11 protein-coding genes, 4 tRNA genes and 1 pseudogene are annotated in these 15,576 nt (G+C 71.1%); 5 read left to right on the forward strand and 11 right to left on the reverse strand.

All coding sequences use genetic code 11. The features are described from left to right. Positions 1-90: 90 nt before the first annotated feature. Entirely contained in the window at positions 91-2,202 is a 2,112-nt protein-coding gene (locus VSH64_RS15500) for an elongation factor G-like protein EF-G2 (RefSeq protein ID WP_326836298.1), read from the forward strand. A 54-nt stretch (positions 2,203-2,256) separates the two neighbouring features. Here the strand turns inward: VSH64_RS15500 and VSH64_RS15505 are convergent, their stop codons facing one another. The 10 genes and pseudogenes from VSH64_RS15505 to VSH64_RS15550 all read right to left on the reverse strand — a co-directional run bounded on the left by VSH64_RS15505 (position 2,257) and on the right by VSH64_RS15550 (position 12,253). Further along, positions 2,257-2,775 (reverse strand): XdhC family protein, encoded by a 519-nt coding sequence (locus VSH64_RS15505; RefSeq protein WP_326836299.1) that lies wholly within the window; start codon positions 2,773-2,775, stop codon positions 2,257-2,259. 19 nt (positions 2,776-2,794) lie between these two features. Further along, positions 2,795-3,283 carry a LemA family protein gene (locus VSH64_RS15510; RefSeq protein ID WP_326836300.1) on the reverse strand — a complete coding sequence of 163 codons (489 nt, stop codon included), beginning with the start codon at positions 3,281-3,283 and terminating at the stop codon, positions 2,795-2,797. Next, on the reverse strand, positions 3,280-4,425 hold the full coding sequence (locus VSH64_RS15515; RefSeq protein ID WP_326837959.1) for a glycosyltransferase family 4 protein: 1,146 nt from the start codon (positions 4,423-4,425) through the stop codon (positions 3,280-3,282). Before VSH64_RS15515 ends, VSH64_RS15510 begins: the two co-directional genes overlap by 4 nt. 16 nt (positions 4,426-4,441) lie before the next feature. Beyond that, positions 4,442-5,359: a phosphatidylinositol mannoside acyltransferase gene (locus VSH64_RS15520; protein WP_326836301.1), complete on the reverse strand. Its 918-nt coding sequence runs from the start codon at positions 5,357-5,359 to the stop codon at positions 4,442-4,444. Positions 5,360-5,514: 155 nt separating this feature from the next. After that, positions 5,515-6,123, reverse strand: a pseudogene (gene pgsA / locus VSH64_RS15525) (phosphatidylinositol phosphate synthase); the annotation flags it as partial. A 47-nt stretch (positions 6,124-6,170) separates the two neighbouring features. Continuing rightward, positions 6,171-6,755 (reverse strand): MarR family winged helix-turn-helix transcriptional regulator, encoded by a 585-nt coding sequence (locus VSH64_RS15530; protein WP_326836302.1) that lies wholly within the window; start codon positions 6,753-6,755, stop codon positions 6,171-6,173. A 66-nt stretch (positions 6,756-6,821) separates the two neighbouring features. Continuing rightward, entirely contained in the window at positions 6,822-7,370 is a 549-nt protein-coding gene (locus VSH64_RS15535) for an HIT family protein (RefSeq protein ID WP_326836303.1), read from the reverse strand. After that, complete coding sequence (gene thrS, locus VSH64_RS15540; protein WP_326836304.1) at positions 7,367-9,394, reverse strand: threonine--tRNA ligase; 2,028 nt, start codon at positions 9,392-9,394, stop codon at positions 7,367-7,369. The genes VSH64_RS15535 and thrS overlap by 4 nt, the downstream gene beginning before the upstream one ends. Positions 9,395-9,572: 178 nt before the next feature. After that, positions 9,573-11,171 (reverse strand): sugar transferase, encoded by a 1,599-nt coding sequence (locus tag VSH64_RS15545; RefSeq protein ID WP_326836305.1) that lies wholly within the window; start codon positions 11,169-11,171, stop codon positions 9,573-9,575. Between the two features lie 1,010 nt (positions 11,172-12,181). Then, a tRNA-Val gene (locus VSH64_RS15550) sits at positions 12,182-12,253 on the reverse strand. Positions 12,254-12,638: 385 nt separating this feature from the next. Here VSH64_RS15550 and VSH64_RS15555 point away from each other — a divergent pair. The 4 genes from VSH64_RS15555 (at position 12,639) to VSH64_RS15570 (ending at position 13,434) form a co-directional block, all read left to right on the forward strand. Next, a complete protein-coding gene (locus VSH64_RS15555) occupies positions 12,639-13,064 on the forward strand; it encodes an SsgA family sporulation/cell division regulator (RefSeq protein WP_005159130.1) in 426 nt (141 codons plus the stop codon). Positions 13,065-13,190: 126 nt separating this feature from the next. Beyond that, positions 13,191-13,263, forward strand: a tRNA-Gly gene (locus tag VSH64_RS15560). 24 nt (positions 13,264-13,287) lie between these two features. Then, a tRNA-Cys gene (locus tag VSH64_RS15565) sits at positions 13,288-13,358 on the forward strand. Position 13,359: 1 nt separating this feature from the next. Then, a tRNA-Val gene (locus VSH64_RS15570) sits at positions 13,360-13,434 on the forward strand. Between the two features lie 949 nt (positions 13,435-14,383). Here VSH64_RS15570 and VSH64_RS15575 read toward each other — a convergent pair. After that, positions 14,384-15,547, reverse strand: a complete 1,164-nt coding sequence (locus tag VSH64_RS15575; protein ID WP_326836306.1) for a hypothetical protein — start codon at positions 15,545-15,547, stop codon at positions 14,384-14,386. Positions 15,548-15,576: the final 29 nt, after the last annotated feature.

Here is a 15,576-nt window from a genome sequence, read left to right on the forward strand (position 1 = left end):
GTCCCCCCGGCCCTGCCTTGCCCTGCCCAGGGTAGCGGGTGTGTGATCGAGGACACATCGCGTACACCAGCCGTTCGCCGAGGAGTCGCCATGGCCGACAAACAGAGCAGGAGTACCGACACCGGGGCCGCCGTCGCTGTGGCCGACCCCGCCAAGGTGCGCAACGTCGTGCTGGTGGGGCCCTCGGGATCCGGGAAGACCACCCTCACCGAGGCGCTGCTCGCGGCCTCGGGCACGGTGCCGCGCGCCGGGTCGGTGGTCGAGGGCACCACGGTGTGCGACCACGATCCGGCCGCCGTGCGCCAGCAGCGGTCCGTGGGGCTCTCGGTGGCGCCGGTGCTGCACCAGGGCCACAAGATCAACCTCATCGACACCCCGGGTTACGCCGATTTCGTGGGTGAGCTGCGCGCGGGCCTGCGCGCGGCCGACGCCGCGCTGTTCGTGGTCTGCGCGGCCGAGGGCGTCGACGCCGCCACTGTGGCCGTGTGGGAGGAGTGCGCCTCGGTCGGGATGCCCCGCGCCGTGGTCGTCTCGCGCCTCGACCACCACCGGGCCGACGCGCTCGCCGAGATCGCCGCCTGCCAGGCCGCGTTCGGCGCCGGCGTGCTGCCGCTGTACCTGCCCGCTCGCGACGGACTGGTCGGCCTCATCACCCAGCGCTACTTCGACTACTCGGCCGGCTACCCGCCCCGGGTCGGCGAACCCGAGCCGGCCGACCTCGCCGGGCTGGCCGAGGCCCGCAACGAGCTGATCGAGGGCATCATCGCCGAAAGCGAGGACGAGACCCTGATGGAGCGCTACCTCGGCGGCGAGGAGATCGCCGAGGACTCGCTCATCGCCGATCTCGAGACCGCCGTCGCGCGCGGGTCGTTCCACCCCGTGATCCCCGTGTGCGCCACCAGCGGCATCGGGCTCGCGGAGGTGCTCGACGGCATCGTCCGCGCGTTCCCGTCGCCACTCGAGCACACCCCGCCCGGCGTCACGACGCCCGAAGGCGGCCCGCACAGCGCCCTCACGGCCGATCCGAACGGACCGCTGGCCGCCGAGGTCGTGCGCACGGCCGTCGACTCCTACGTCGGCCGGGTGTCGCTGGTCCGGGTGTTCTCCGGGACGCTGCGGCCGGAGAACGCGGTGCACGTGTCCGGCCACGGCCTGGCCGAGCGCGGGCACTCCGACCACGACGCCGACGAACGCGTGGCGCACCTGTACTCACCGCTCGGCTCGGCGCTGCGGGAAGTGCCGTACTGCGTGGCGGGCGACCTGTGCGCGCTGACCAAGGTCGGCTCGGCCGAGACGGGTGACACCGTCTCCTCACCGGAGGACCCGCTGGTGATGAAACCGTGGCGGATGCCCGAACCGCTGCTGCCGGTCGCGATCATCGCGAAGACCCGCAGCGACGAGGACACGCTGTCGCGCAACCTGTCCCGGCTCGTGGCCGGCGACCCGACGCTGCGGCTGGACCGCAACGCCGAGACCGGCCAGCTCGTGCTCTGGTGCATGGGCGAGGCGCACGCCGACGTGGTCCTCTCGCGGCTGCGCGCCGGCGGCGCCGACGTGGACACCGAACCCGTGCGCATCAGCCTGCGCGCCACGTTCGGCAAACCCGCGCGCGGGCACGGCCGCCACGTGAAGCAGTCCGGCGGCCACGGCCAGTTCGCCGTGTGCGACATCGAGGTCGAGCCGCTGCCGCGCGGCGGCGGGTTCGAGTTCGTGGACAAGGTCGTCGGCGGCTCGGTGCCGCACCAGTTCATCCCGAGCGTGGAGAAGGGTGTGCGGGCGCAGCTGCAGCGCGGGCTCATGGACGGGCACCCCGTCGTGGACGTGCGGGTGACGCTGGTGGACGGCAAGGCCCACAGCGTGGACTCGTCCGACGCCGCGTTCCAGACCGCCGGCGCGCTCGCGCTGCGGGAAGCCGCGGCGGCCAGCCGGATCACGCTGCTGGAGCCGCTGGACTCGGTGGACGTGACGCTGCCCGACGAGCACCTCGGCACGGTGCTGGGCGACCTGTCGTCACGCCGCGGACGGGTGCTCGGCACCGAGTCCGGCGAGGGCGGCCGCACGGTCATCCACGCGGAGGTGCCGGCGGCCGAGCTGCTGCGCTACGCCGTGGACCTGCGGTCGCTGACCTCGGGCACGGCGACCTTCACCCGCGGCCACGCGCGGTTCGAACCCCTGCCGGAAGGAGCGACGACGCGGGCCTGAGCCGGGCACGGCCCGGGGTCCGGGTCAGGCCGATCGCGGCGCGGGCACCCGGGTTCAGGCGAACTCGAAGCCGCCGGGTTTCCCGTTGCGATCGGCCAGGAGCCCCGCCAGCACCGCGATGGCGATCTCCGCCGGCCGGCGCGAGCCGATGTTCAGCCCCACCGGCCGGTGCACCCGCGCGATCTCGTTCGACGGCAGGCCGAGCGCGGTCAGCGCGGACACGTGCGGGCCCTCGTGGCGCGGGTTGCCGAGCACGCCGACCCACCGCGCGTCGCCGGCGGTGAGGGCGTCCTTGAGCACGGGGCCGAGCTCGGTCCGGTGGTGGTCGGTCACCACCACGTCGGCCGTGTGGTCCAGCGGCGGGATCGTGGTGCGGATGTCGCACGCGGTCCGTACGTCGGTGGCGCGCGCGGCGTCCGGTTCGTACAGCACGGTGTGGTAGCCCAGGTCGGCCGCGTAGCTGAGCAAGTAGCTCGCCACGGGTGACGCGAACACCGCCACCAGGGTCTTCTCGTCGGCTCCCACGTCCGCGGCGCCGTGGGCGACGGCGCAGGCATCCGGTTCCACGGTCATGTGCTCAGTGTGCCACCGATTACACGTCCGGTTCGGCGAACTCGAAGTACTCCGGCAGCGGTGCCGTGCCGGCGAGCTTGAAGTACCGCACCTTTCGGCGCCGCCGCAGCGCGAGGGTGTCGCGCACGGCGTCGTTGTGCACGCGCCGCGCGATGACCACGCGGTGCTCGGCGTCGGTGAGCTCTTCGGCCAGCGCGGCCGGCAGCGCGGTGCGGTCGATGCGGCCGAGCAACAGCGTCAGCTCGTTCTCGTCGGCCTCGCGTTCCCCGCGCACCGCGCGTTCGGCGCGTTCGGCCACGGCGTGCAGGCCGGGGCCGGTGCCGTCGAGCAGCGCGGCCACGGCCCGGGCCACCACCGCGCGCCGCGCCAGCGCCGCGTCGAGCGCGGCCCAGCCGGCGTCCATGCGCACGTGGAGGCGGTCGAGGCGGTTGGCGGTGGCGACGAGGAACAGCCCGCCCAGCACCACGATCGCGGCCAGCACGGGAATCAGCCAGGCGAGCCAGCTCACCGGGCGAGCTCCCGCTCCCCCGCGACGACCAGCCGCGGGTCGGCGGCGATCGCCGTCTCGTACACGCGCAGCACCTGGGTGACCACGACCGACCAGTCGTAGGCCGTGACGCGCTCCCCCGCCGCCGCGGCCAGCGAAGCGCGCCGCGCCGGGTCGCCGAGCAGCTCGCGCAGGCCGTCGGCGAGCGCGCCGGGATCGCCGGTGGCGGCGAGCCGGCCGGCCCGGCCGTCGTCGAGCACGCGGCGGAACGAGTCGAGGTCGCTGGCCAGCACCGGCGTGCCCGCGGCCATGGCCTCGGTGAGGATCATGCCGAAGCTCTCGCCGCCGGTGTTCGGCGCGCAGTACACGTCGACGCTGCGCAGCGCGCGGGCCTTCGTGGCGTCGTCGACCTGGCCGAGCAGCTCCACGTGCGGCCACAGGTCCGGCCCGGCCATGCGCCGCAACTGCTCCGGGTCACCGCGGCCCACCACGAGCAGCCGCAGATCCTCGAACTCCGGCAGCAGCCGCCGCGCCGCCTCGAGCAGCACGTCCATGCCCTTGCGCGGTTCGGTGAACCGGCCGACGAAGCCGATCGTGCCGCCCGCGCGTGGATACCCGTCGAGCGGCGTGGCGCGGGCGAAGAACTCGGCGTCGACGCCGTTGGGGATCTCGACCGCGTCGCCGCCGGCGTGCTCCACCTGCACCCGGCGGGCCAGCGCCGACACGGCGATGCGCGCGGTGATCTTCTCCAGCAGCGGCCGCAGCACCGGCTGGAACGCCGCCAGCGTGCGGGAGCGCGTGGTGGCGGTGTGGAAGGTGGCCACGATCGGGCCGTCGGCCACCTTCAGCGCGAGCAGCGAAAGGCTCGGCGCGGCCGGTTCGTGCAGGTGCAGCACGTCGAAGCCGTTGTCCCGGATCCAGCGCCGCACGCGGGCGTAGGAGACCGGGCCGAACTGCAGCCGCGCCACCGAACCGTTGTAGGGGATGCCGAGCGCCTTGCCCGCCGGGTGCACGAACTCCGGCAGCGCGGCGTCCTCGTCGGCCGGCGCCAGCACGGACACGTGGTGTCCGCGCTCGATGAGTGCCCGCGCGAGGTCGATCACGTGCCCCTGCACCCCGCCCGGCACGTCGAACGAGTAAGGGCACACGATCCCGATCTTCAGCCCGCCCGCCACCGCGTCAGCCCACTTCTTCGAGGCTGGCGCGTTCGCCGGCCTCGAGGTCGGCGAGCCAGATCTTCTGCAGCATGTGCCAGTCGGCCGGGTGGGCCGCGATGTCACCGGCGAACGCGTCGGCCAGCGCCTGCGTGGCCGCGGGCACCTCGGCGCGCGCGGTGACGCGGATGCGCGGGTGCACCCGCACCTGCCAGCCGTCCTCGCTGAACCACGAGCCGACCGGCAGCAGCGCGGCGCCGGTGGTGGCCGCGAGCCGCGCCGGGCCCGCGGGCATCCGCGTGCGCTCGCCGAAGAACCGAACCGGGACCCCGCTCGTGGTCAGGTCGCGGTCGCCGACGAGGCACACCACCTTGTTCTCTCGCAGGCGTTTCAGCAGCACGCGCATCGCGGCGCTGTCGCCGGTGAGCGGCACGATCTCGAACCCGAGCGACTCGCGGAACTCCACGAACCGGCGGAACAGCGACTCGGGCTTCAGGCGTTCGACGACCGTGGTGAAGCCGCCGAGCCGGTCGGCCAGCCACACGCCGATCGCGTCCCAGTTGCCGCTGTGCGGCAGGGAGATCACCGCGCCGTTGCCCTCGGCCAACGCCGCGTCGATGTTCTCGACGCCGGTGATCGAGGCGTCGACCTTGGCGATCACCTCGGCGCGGTCCATCGACGGCAGCCGGAAGGACTCGTACCAGTAGCGCGCGTAGGAGCGCATGGCCCGGCGCACCAGCTCGTCGAGCTCGGTCTCGTCGGCCTGCGGCACCACCCGCGCGAGGTTCGCGCGCAGCTGCCGCACGCCGTCGCCGCCGCGGCGGGTCGCCACGTCGGCACCCAGGGTGAACACCGCCGTCCCCATCGGCTCGGGCATCCGGCGGGCGAGCTGCCAGCCCGCCGCGTAGCCGAACTCGCCGAGCCGCTGGGACAGCGCGCTCACGGCTGCGTCCCGCCCGCCTGCACGTCGCCGGTCGCGGCCTGCTCGGCCGGTGCCGTCACGGGCTGCTCGCTGTGGGTCTGCTCGTTCTGGGTCTGCTCGCTCAAGGCCTGCTCGCTCTGGGCCGGCTCTGCCGCGACGCGGGCGGCGGCGGCCTTCTCGGCCACGGCCCGCGCGGCCTTCGCCACGGCGGCGCCGCGCTGCAGCAGCGTGATCACCGACAGCACGGCGAGCAGCCAGAGGGTGATCTCCACGGTGTAGGGCACCCCGAGGCCGTGCAGGCCGGTACCCACGAGCGCGATGATCAGCCGCTCGGCGCGCTCCACGAGCCCGCCGTCGGCTTCGAGGCCCGACGCGTCGGCGCGGGCCTTCACGTAGGAGATGACCTGGGCCAGCACCAGGCAGATCAGGGCGGCCGCGGCCGCGCGGTTGTTGTGGTCCACCACGAAGCACCACCAGGCGATCGCGGCGAACAGCGCGCCGTCGACCAGCCGGTCGCACGTCGCGTCGAGGACGGCCCCGAAGGGCGTGCCGTAACCGCGGGCTCTGGCCATGGCACCGTCGAGCAGGTCCAGCATGGCGAACCCCCACACGGTGAAGGTTCCCCACAGCAGGAGGCCCTGCGGGAAGAAGACCAGCGCGCACGCCACGGCACCCGCGGTGCCGATCACGGTCATCGCGTTGGGGGTCAGTCCTGCGCGGACCAGCGTCCGGCCGATGGGATCGGTGACGCGGGAGACTGAGGCACGGGCGAAAATGTTGAGCATCTCGTCGTCTGGTGCACCTGGCTCGGGGGCGGGTGGGCCCCGAAAGCCTATCGAGGTGTCCCCGAGGGGCCGACGTCCCGCCCCGCGACCCGCCGGGCGAACAGCGGCGATTTCGGCAGTTCGACGACCGGCGCCACGAATTCGCGGGCTTCTTCGGCGGCCAGCGCGGCCGCGCACTGCGGCCGCAGGCCGCCGAGGATCGCCGAGCTGATCTCGCCCAGCTGCGCCACCTGAGCGGGCGTGAGCCGGTCGAACAGGCTCTCCCGGACGGTCTCGACGTGGCCCGGAGCGGCCTCCTCCAGCGCCGCGTAACCCGCGTCGGTGAGCACCGCCCACGCACCGCGCTTGTCGGTGGGGCACGACTCGCGCCGCACCCAGCCCTTGCCCTCCAGCCGCGCGACGGCGTGCGACAGCCGGCTGCGCGAAGATCCGCGCGCCTCGGCGAGCTCGCTCATCCGCAGCCGGCGGCCCTCGGCCTCCGACAGCGACACCAGCACCTCGTAGTAGGTGTGCGGCATGCCCGAGTCGTGTTGCAGCTGGCCTTCGAGGCGCGCTTGCAGCAGCGCCGCGGCCTGGGAGAAGTCACGCCAGACGAGCTGTTCGTCTTCGGAAAGCCAGCGAGGTTCGGACATTCCTCCATGCTACCCCTGATTGAGGGCTCAATTACCGCGTCGGTACACTCCCGCGTTCCGTGGGCTTCACCACGCGTCCGCCAGGAGTTTCCTCGTCTCGCCGAGCAGCTGCGGCAGCACCTTCGTGTGGCCGATCACCGGCATGAAGTTGGCGTCGCCGCCCCAGCGCGGCACGAGGTGCTGGTGCAGGTGCGCCGCGATGCCCGCGCCGGCGATCACGCCCTGGTTCAGGCCGATGTTGAAGCCGTGCGCGGCCGACACCCGCCGCACCACGCGCATGGCGTGCTGCGTGAACTCGGCCAGCTCGCGCGTCTCGTCCACCGTGAGGTCGGTGTAGTCGGCGACGTGGCGGTAGGGCACCACCATGAGATGACCGGGGTTGTACGGGTACAGGTTCAGCACCGCGTACACCGTCTCGCCGCGCGCCAGGATCAGCGCCGTCTCGTCGTCGAGCTTCGGCAGCCGGTCGAAGGGGCAGCCGTCGGCCTCGTCGCCGTCGGGCTTGTCCTGCCCCTTGATGTAGGCCATCCGGTGCGGGGTCCACAGACGCTGCAACGCGTCCGGGACCCCCACCCCGTGCTGCTCGACGATCTCGGGACCGTCCGGAGCGCTCACCGCAGGATCTTCTCCACGGCCTCCGCGCTCGGCGAGGCGTTCTCGCGGCCGGCCACCCACTCGGCGATGGCCTCGACGGCGGTGTCCACGGACACGCCGTTGATCTGGCCGCCGTCGCGGAAGCGGAACGACACCGCGCCGGCTTCGGCGTCCTTCGCACCCGCGAGGAGCAGGAACGGCACCTTCTGCGTGGTGTGCGTGCGGATCTTCTTCTGCATGCGGTCGTCGCTCGCGTCGACCTCGGCCCGGATCCCCTTGGCGCGCAACGCCTTCTCGACACCGTGCAGGAACTCGACCTGGTCGGCGGTGATCGGGATGCCCACGACCTGCACCGGCGAGAGCCACGCCGGGAACGCGCCCGCGTAGTGCTCGGTCAGCACGCCGAAGAACCGCTCGATCGAGCCGAACAGCGCGCGGTGGATCATCACCGGGCGCTGGCGCGAGCCGTCGGAGGCGGTGTACTCGAGGTTGAAGCGCTTGTTCTGGTTGAAGTCCAGCTGGATCGTGGACATCTGCCAGGTGCGGCCGATGGCGTCCTTGGCCTGCACGGAGATCTTCGGGCCGTAGAACGCGGCGCCTCCCGGGTCGGGCACGAGCTCGAGGCCGGAGTCGATCGCGGCCTGCCGCAGCGTCTCGGTGGCCTCTTCCCACTCCCAGTCCTCGCCGATGAACTTCTCGGAGTCACCGCGGGTGGAGAGCTCGAGGTAGAAGTCGGACAGGCCGTAGTCGGCCAGCAGGTCGAGCACGAACTTCAGCAGCGACCGGAGCTCGCCCGGCATCTGCTCCTTGGTGCAGTAGATGTGCGAGTCGTCCATCGTGAGGCCGCGCACGCGGGTGAGGCCGTGGACCACACCGGACTTCTCGTAGCGGTACACGGTGCCGAACTCGAACAGCCGCAGCGGCAGCTCCCGGTAGGACCGGCCGCGCGAGCGGTAGATCAGGTTGTGCATCGGGCAGTTCATGGCCTTGAGGTAGTAGTCCTCGTCCTCGAACTTGACCGGCGGGAACATCGTGTCGGCGTAGTAGGGCAGGTGGCCCGAGGTGTGGAACAGCTCGCCCTTGGAGATGTGCGGCGAGTTCACGAACTCGTAGCCGGCCTCCTCGTGGCGGTGGCGCGAGTAGTTCTCCATCTCGCGGCGGATGATGCCGCCCTTGGGGTGGAACACCGGCAGCCCGGAGCCGATCTCCTCGGGGAAGGAGAACAGGTCGAGCTCGGCGCCGAGGCGGCGGTGGTCGCGGCGCTCGGCCTCGGCGATGCGCTCGAGGTAGGCGTCCTGTGCCTCGCCCGACTCCCACGCCGTGCCGTAGATCCGCTGAAGCTGCGGGTTCTTCTCGCTGCCGCGCCAGTAGGCGGCGGCCACGCGGGTGAGCTTGAACGCGGGGATGAACTTGGTGGTGGGCACGTGCGGGCCGCGGCAGAGGTCGCTCCACACGCGTTCCTTGGTGCGCGGGTCGAGGTTGTCGTAGATCGTCAGCTCGCCGCCGCCGACCTCCATGACCTCGGAGGTGTCCACTTCGGACTTGAGGTCGACCAGCTCGAGCTTGAACGGCTCGTTCGCCAGCTCCTTCTTCGCCTCGTCCACGGAGTCGAACACGCGGCGGGAGAACTGCTGGGCGCCCTTCACGATCTGCTTCATGCGCTTCTCCAGCGCCTGCAGGTCTTCGGGCGTGAAGGGCTTGTCCACGGCGAAGTCGTAGTAGAAGCCGTCCTTGACCGGCGGCCCGATACCGAGCTTCGCGTCGGGGAACTCCTGCTGCACGGCCTGCGCCAGCACGTGGGCGGCCGAGTGGCGGATCACGCTGCGGCCGTCCTCGGTGTTCGCCGCCACGGGCTCCACCTCGGCGTCGGCCTCCGGCGCCCACGCGAGGTCGCGCAGCTTGCCCTCGGCGTCGCGCACGACCACGATCGTGTCCGGGCCCTTGGTGGGCAGCCCGGCCTCACGGACCGCGGCTCCCGCCGTAGTGCCCGCCGGTACCACCACGCGCTCGGCGGGGACGGCGGCGGCTGACGGCGGATGCGACACGATCGGCTCCTTCTGGGGCAAGTGACGAGAATGACTGCGGTCGATGCTAGTCGTCGGCCCGCGCACACCTCACGCGTGGCGGCGCTAACGGCCGCGCTCGGCGGGCCCGGCGGTGCCGCACGCGCGAAGCGGCCGCCGACCGGGTGGTCGGCGGCCGCTTCGACAGCGTGCTCGTGGCTCAGTACGCGCCGTCGCCGCCCACGACCGCGCGGAAGGTCTTCCACAGGATCACCAGGTCGAGGGCGAGCGACCAGTCCTCGACATAACGCAGGTCGAGCCGGATGCTGTCGGCCCACGAGAGGTCGCTGCGGCCGCTGACCTGCCACAGGCCGGTGAGGCCCGGCTTCACGAGCAGCCGGCGGCGGGCGTCGGGGGCGTACTGGCGCGTCTCCTCGGGCAGCGGCGGCCGCGGGCCGACGAGCGACATGCGGCCCGAGAGCACGTTGAACAGCTGGGGCAGCTCGTCGAGCGAGTAGCGGCGCAGCAGGCCGCCGACCCGGGTCACGCGCGGGTCGCGCTTCATCTTGAACAGCGGCCCGGCGCCTTCGTTGGCGCCTTCGAGGTTCTGGCGGATCTTGTCGGCGTTCGGCACCATCGTACGGAACTTGATCATGGTGAAGTTCTCGCCGTCCTTGCCGACGCGGCGCTGCCGGTAGAACACCGCACCGCGGTCACCCAGCTTCACGGCCAGCGCGATCGTGAGCAGCAGCGGCGAGAACACCGTGAGCAGCAGCGCGGCGCCGCAGCGGTCCACGACCTCCTTCACGAGCCGCCGGCCGCCGGTGAACCGCGGCGCCGTGACCCGCAGCAGCGGCATGCCGAGCACGCCCGACACGTTGAGCCGCGGTCCGGCGACCTCCATCAGCACCGGCGCCACGACCAGTTCCGCGGCGGTGCCTTCGAGGTCCCACGCGAGGCGCTGCAGGCGCTTCGGCGTCCAGTACTGGTCCGCGGTGATCGCGACGACGCGGTACCCGCCGCGGCGCACGTGCCGGGAGAGCTCTTCGAGCCGGCCGACCACGGGCACGCCGTCGATCTCGCCGCTGCCGGAGTCGGTGCCGCCGTCGACCGTGCACACCGCTTCCACGCGCCAGCCGACGTGCGCCTCGGTCTTCGTGCGGGCGATGAGGTCGGCCACCGTGGCGGGGCTGCCGGCCGCCATCACCGGCAGCAGGCACAGGCCGCGGCGGCGCTGGCGGTGCAGCACCTGGCGCAGCAGATACCGCTGGGGGAAGGCGAAGAGCGCGATCACGGGCACCACGATGAACACCCACGGCTGCACGTCGAGCGCGCGGAAGAGCAGGCCGCCCAGCGCCACGAGCACGGCGGCGGTGATCAGGCCGCGCCCGAGCGTCCGGTACTCCTCGGGGCCTTCGCCGAGCACGCGCGGGCTCCAGGCGCGGCTCACCGGCAGCGCGCACAGCACTGCCAGCGCGGTGCCGAACGCGTGCATGTCCTGCGGGGCCACGCGGTCGATCACGAACGCGCTCACGCCGATCACCACGAACGCGGCGACGATGTCGCTCGCGATCACCCAGGTGCGGTAGCGCTTTTCCCACGAAGCGGGATGCGACTTGGCCGTGGTCGATTCGACGGGGGCCGGCTTCGTCGCCACCGGCGCGGGTGTCGGAGCGGGGATGCGCGGGAGCTCGGGAATCGCGGCAAGCTCGGGGATGTCCGGGATCTCCGTGATGTCGGAGGTCCCGGCCATCGCCTGGAGGTCGATGCGCGGCGGCGGTTCACTGACCGTGGACGTGGGCCGCACCGACTCTTCCATCAGACCTCCCGGATCACGGTTCGAAGGTCTCCGCCGGCACGCTGTGTGAACGAGCTTGATCTCGGAGAGTGATCATGACTCGCACCCGATTCAGCCACCAAAGGAGCGACACACGCCAAGGTATCGGCGGCTATCCGGGACTCGTTACAAGGATTTCCAGCCACATCCTGCGGCTCTTTCACGCAAATGAATGGCTTGATGATAACGGGATGATGACGATGAGTGATCTGAGGCAACCCACCGATAACTACGGAATGTAGTCAATATTCCACCACTCTCCCACGGTGTCGCGCGGGCGTCCCACGGACCGGGATGATCCACTGTGGACACTCCGGTCCGGACTCGTCCACAGTGGATTTGCCCCGGTGCCCGCCGGATCGGGCCGTGCGGAAGGTGACATTCCGCTTCTGGGTGTCACGGCGTCGAGTTTTCGTCACATCAGCGAGCCCGCTCCCGGCCCGGATCGGCGGCATACTCCCCCGGGGTGCGCGCCCCGCCGCGACGATCACACCCCGCTCCCACCGGGAGATCGGTCCGTTCACCCGTCTTGCCGAATCCGGGCGGCCGGCCCGCTTGATCTTCGCGTCGACCCGAAACCGGCTCGGATTCACCGGAACGGCGGCGTCTCGGCGGAAATCCTTCGCACGTCGACCCGGCGGCTCTCGCGCCCCGCTCGTCCGGCCTCGGCGAAGTGCGTGCGGCCGTTCGGGTGGTCCCGGCGCCGACGGGATCGAGAAAGTGTCGCGGATCACATTCCTGTCGCTGCGACTCAGTCACGTGCCACACAACCGCCACTGCGCGTACGAGATCTGTCGACCATCAGGCTGCGACCTGCAAATTGCAGGTGAGACGCCTGTGTCCGGACTGTTGCGCGCCCGTGATCGACCTCGCGAGCCGGACCTCGCGGCCGTCGTGGCGCGGTCCAGCGGCCGCGCGGTGCTGACCTGCGAAGATTCTTGCGCGGAAAACACTCGAGGCCCCGGACGGGATGTCCGGGGCCTCGAAGGCGGTGGGCGATACTGGGATCGAACCAGTGACCTCTTCGGTGTGAACGAAGCGCTCTCCCCCTGAGCTAATCGCCCGCTCGTGGAGTGAGGACAACTCTACAACACGACTTTCGAGGGCCTGCAAACGGGTGGTTGGCGGCGAACACCCTGCGTCTACCAGCGAATACGGAGCGAACAACCCCGAGCTAGCCGGGGTTGTGCCGCAGTGGGGCCGCTCGCGGCGCGGTTCGACATCCGTGCGACGGTGCTATCGCGCGGCGGTCGAACCGCGCAGTATGTACGTGTGGCTGCCCAGCGGGCGCCCGCGGAAGGCTGCGCGGCGCGGGCGACGAAGGACGGAACGGCAGTGTCGACCACCAACGGGTGATCTCCGGAGAACCCGCGACGGAATCGGCTCTCCGGAGCGTCTCATCGTCGTCCTCGGTCGTCCGGGCCGGGAAGGGAGACGAAGGGTAGGACGATGCGCAACGATCACGTGACGCTCCGCTCGACGGCGGTCTTCGACCTGCTGGCGCCGCGGACCCCGGCGGTTCCGGTCAAGGTTGAACTGCGCTACGACACTCGCGACCCCTACGCGGTCGTCGCCGCCTTCCGCACCGGCCGCGCGGGCTGGGTCGAGTGGGTCTACGCCCGCGACCTCCTCGCCGACGGCCTCCTCGCCGACGCCGGCGACGGCGACGTGCGGATCCGCCCCTCCGTCGAAGACCCCGAATCCGTGCTCATCGAGCTCAACTCCCCCTCCGGGCACGCCATGTTCGAAGCCTCGGCCCAAGAGCTCGCCGACTTCCTCGACCGCACCTACGACGTGGTCCTCCCCGGCAACGAACACCTCTGGGTCGACGTCGACGACGCCCTCACGCACCTCATCCCCAACGATCTCGCCTGATCACCGCCCCGCAACCGGGAGATGACCCCCCGGTGACGGGGCGGTTTTCGGGGTCCGATATGGTTCTCCCACACCACGGCGACGGGGTGCCGGCCCACCAGCCGGTGCATCGGAACCGCGGAGAGTGCGGACGTAGCGCAGCTGGTAGCGCATCACCTTGCCAAGGTGAGGGTCGCGGGTTCGAATCCCGTCGTCCGCTCGAAAGGCTCTCGTGGCCTTGCACGGTGGAGTGGCCGAGAGGCGAGGCAACGGCCTGCAAAGCCGTGTACACGGGTTCGAATCCCGTCTCCACCTCGCGCGATTAGCTCAGCGGGAGAGCGCTTCCCTGACACGGAAGAGGTCACTGGTTCAATCCCAGTATCGCGCACCAGCTGAATCGCAGACCGGAAGCCCTGTCCCTCTTCGGAGGGGTGGGGCTTCAGTCGTTTTCGGACGGGGCCCGCAGTGACGTTCGGCGAGGATCCGGGCTCGAGCCTTCGCCGGGACCGCGGATGGGGGAACCAGGACACCGGCGTCGCTCGGTACGCCGAAGCCGGCGACCTCTCGCAATGCCCTCATCTGCTGCCCAGCCGGGCGCGCCGTGCCACCCCGGGAATACCGTGCGCGGTCAGCCAGGTGACGTGCGTATGCCGGCCCTCGTGGAAGGTGAACGTCGGCAGACTCGGTGGCCGCCGATCCCCTGCTCCGGACGCGTAGAACCCCACGCCGGACACCAGTACCGGATCCGGAAGTTCGAACGCCGCCACGGAGGCCTCTCCCATGTGGACAACACGGCCGGATCACGATGGCGGTCCCTCAGCTCTTCGCAGAGCACAGCGATCCCGGGCGGCAGCCACGAAGCGAGTGCCCGCAGGAGTCTTCGTCCGCCCCTTCTTCGGGCGGGCATTCGCCCTCCGGGCCGAAGGCCGCCGGCGTCCCCCGGAACGAGCCTTTCGCTTGTCCCGCCTCCTTTGTAGACCTGTCAGCCGATCACCTCCAACGGCGAGCGGATCTCGGCACTCCGCCGGTCGGAGTCGTCCTCAGGCCGCTGCTGCCCGACAAGTTCACGCCATCGGGCGCCGGTGTAGAACCCCATCAGACAGAGGACAACGCCCGACATCCCCAAGCGGCAAGACGGATCCTCGTGGTCTCCGCAATGGCCATCGCGGCCGTGACCGGTTCCGTCCTCGGCATCTGGCATTCAGATGCTGATGTGCTGTCGGCACCAAGTGGCTCGACACACCGCCTTCATCGGTAGCCACCACGACAGACAGTCCCTGTTCCTCAGGGTCGTGTAGAGCCGGCGCGTTCGACCGTCGCGCTTCGGCACCGTCGAGTGGTCATCCTGGTGGTATCGCGGCGATTCCCGTTTCTTCGGTGCGGTCGATCGTGTCCTTCGGACCGCGCCACCACCGCAGTCGTCCCCAGCCGAAGACGGTCATCAGGATCGCCCCGACGACCACGTAGAGGCTGAGCACGATGAGCTGCTGGGTGATCGCGTTCCCGTGGAAGTACAGGGTGTTGCGGATCAGGGTGACGCCGTTCCACGGCGGCAGGATCGGGCCGATGAACTGCCAGAACGCCGGCAGGTAGGCGGTTCCGTTCACCCCGCCGGTGGAGGGGTTGCCCAGGAACACGACCAGGATCACCGTCACCAGGGTGCCCAGCGGCCCGATCAGGCTCTGCACTGTCCCGGTGAGCATGGCCACGGCGAGCAGGACGAGAGCGAACTCGCCCCACAACGGCCAGAAGTTGTGTCCCACGTTCGGATAAGCGCGCAACCCCGGGCCGACGATCAGGTTGAACACCAGGCTCGCGACGACGGCGTAACCGGCGAGGATCGCGACCCGGCGGTGCGCGGCGGCGTGGCCGGTGCGTTGCATCGCCATCGTGGACCCGAGGTAGCCGGCGACCAACAGCGTGAACACCACCAGCCCGGGGACCACACCCTCGGGATCCTCCTTCGGCAACGTGTTGATCACGCTGAAGTGGACCTGCTGTCCGAGCGCCTGGCCGGCCTTGAGGTACTCGGCGGGCATGACTCCCGGCGCCCACAGGCTCGCCGCCTCCGAGATCACGACCGTGTTCGTCTGGGCGTTGAAACCGCCGTAGACGGTCGTCTGGCCGGCGGCGTTCTCCAGGTCGGCTTGGTCGGCGTAGGTGTGGATGTCCATGCTGACGTTCTGCTGCACCGCGCTCGTCAGCGGCGAGGACCCGGTCACGCCCCAGGGCAGGTTGCGCGCGACGACACCGTGGTTGGCCCAGACGTAGGTGGTCACCATGATCGTGCCCATCACCAGCGCGATCAGCAGGCCGACGAGCACCTTCCGCACCTGCGGCGCCCTTGCCTCGGCATCCGCCCCGGCCCCGTCCGGCCGGGGCGCCCCCGCTTGCTCTCGCGCGTGTGCGGGTGAAGCGGCCGCCGGGTCGCCCGAGGACGCCCGCGCCGCCGCCGCGTCGGCTGTGCGCCGGACCGGCTCCTGAGCGTCTCCCGATGTGCTCATGGCAACCCTCCCTGGGGAGAACGGCGATG

Origin of the sequence: Amycolatopsis rhabdoformis (assembly GCF_035918295.1) — a bacterium.
Classification (GTDB): Bacteria; Actinomycetota; Actinomycetes; order Mycobacteriales; family Pseudonocardiaceae; genus Amycolatopsis; species Amycolatopsis rhabdoformis.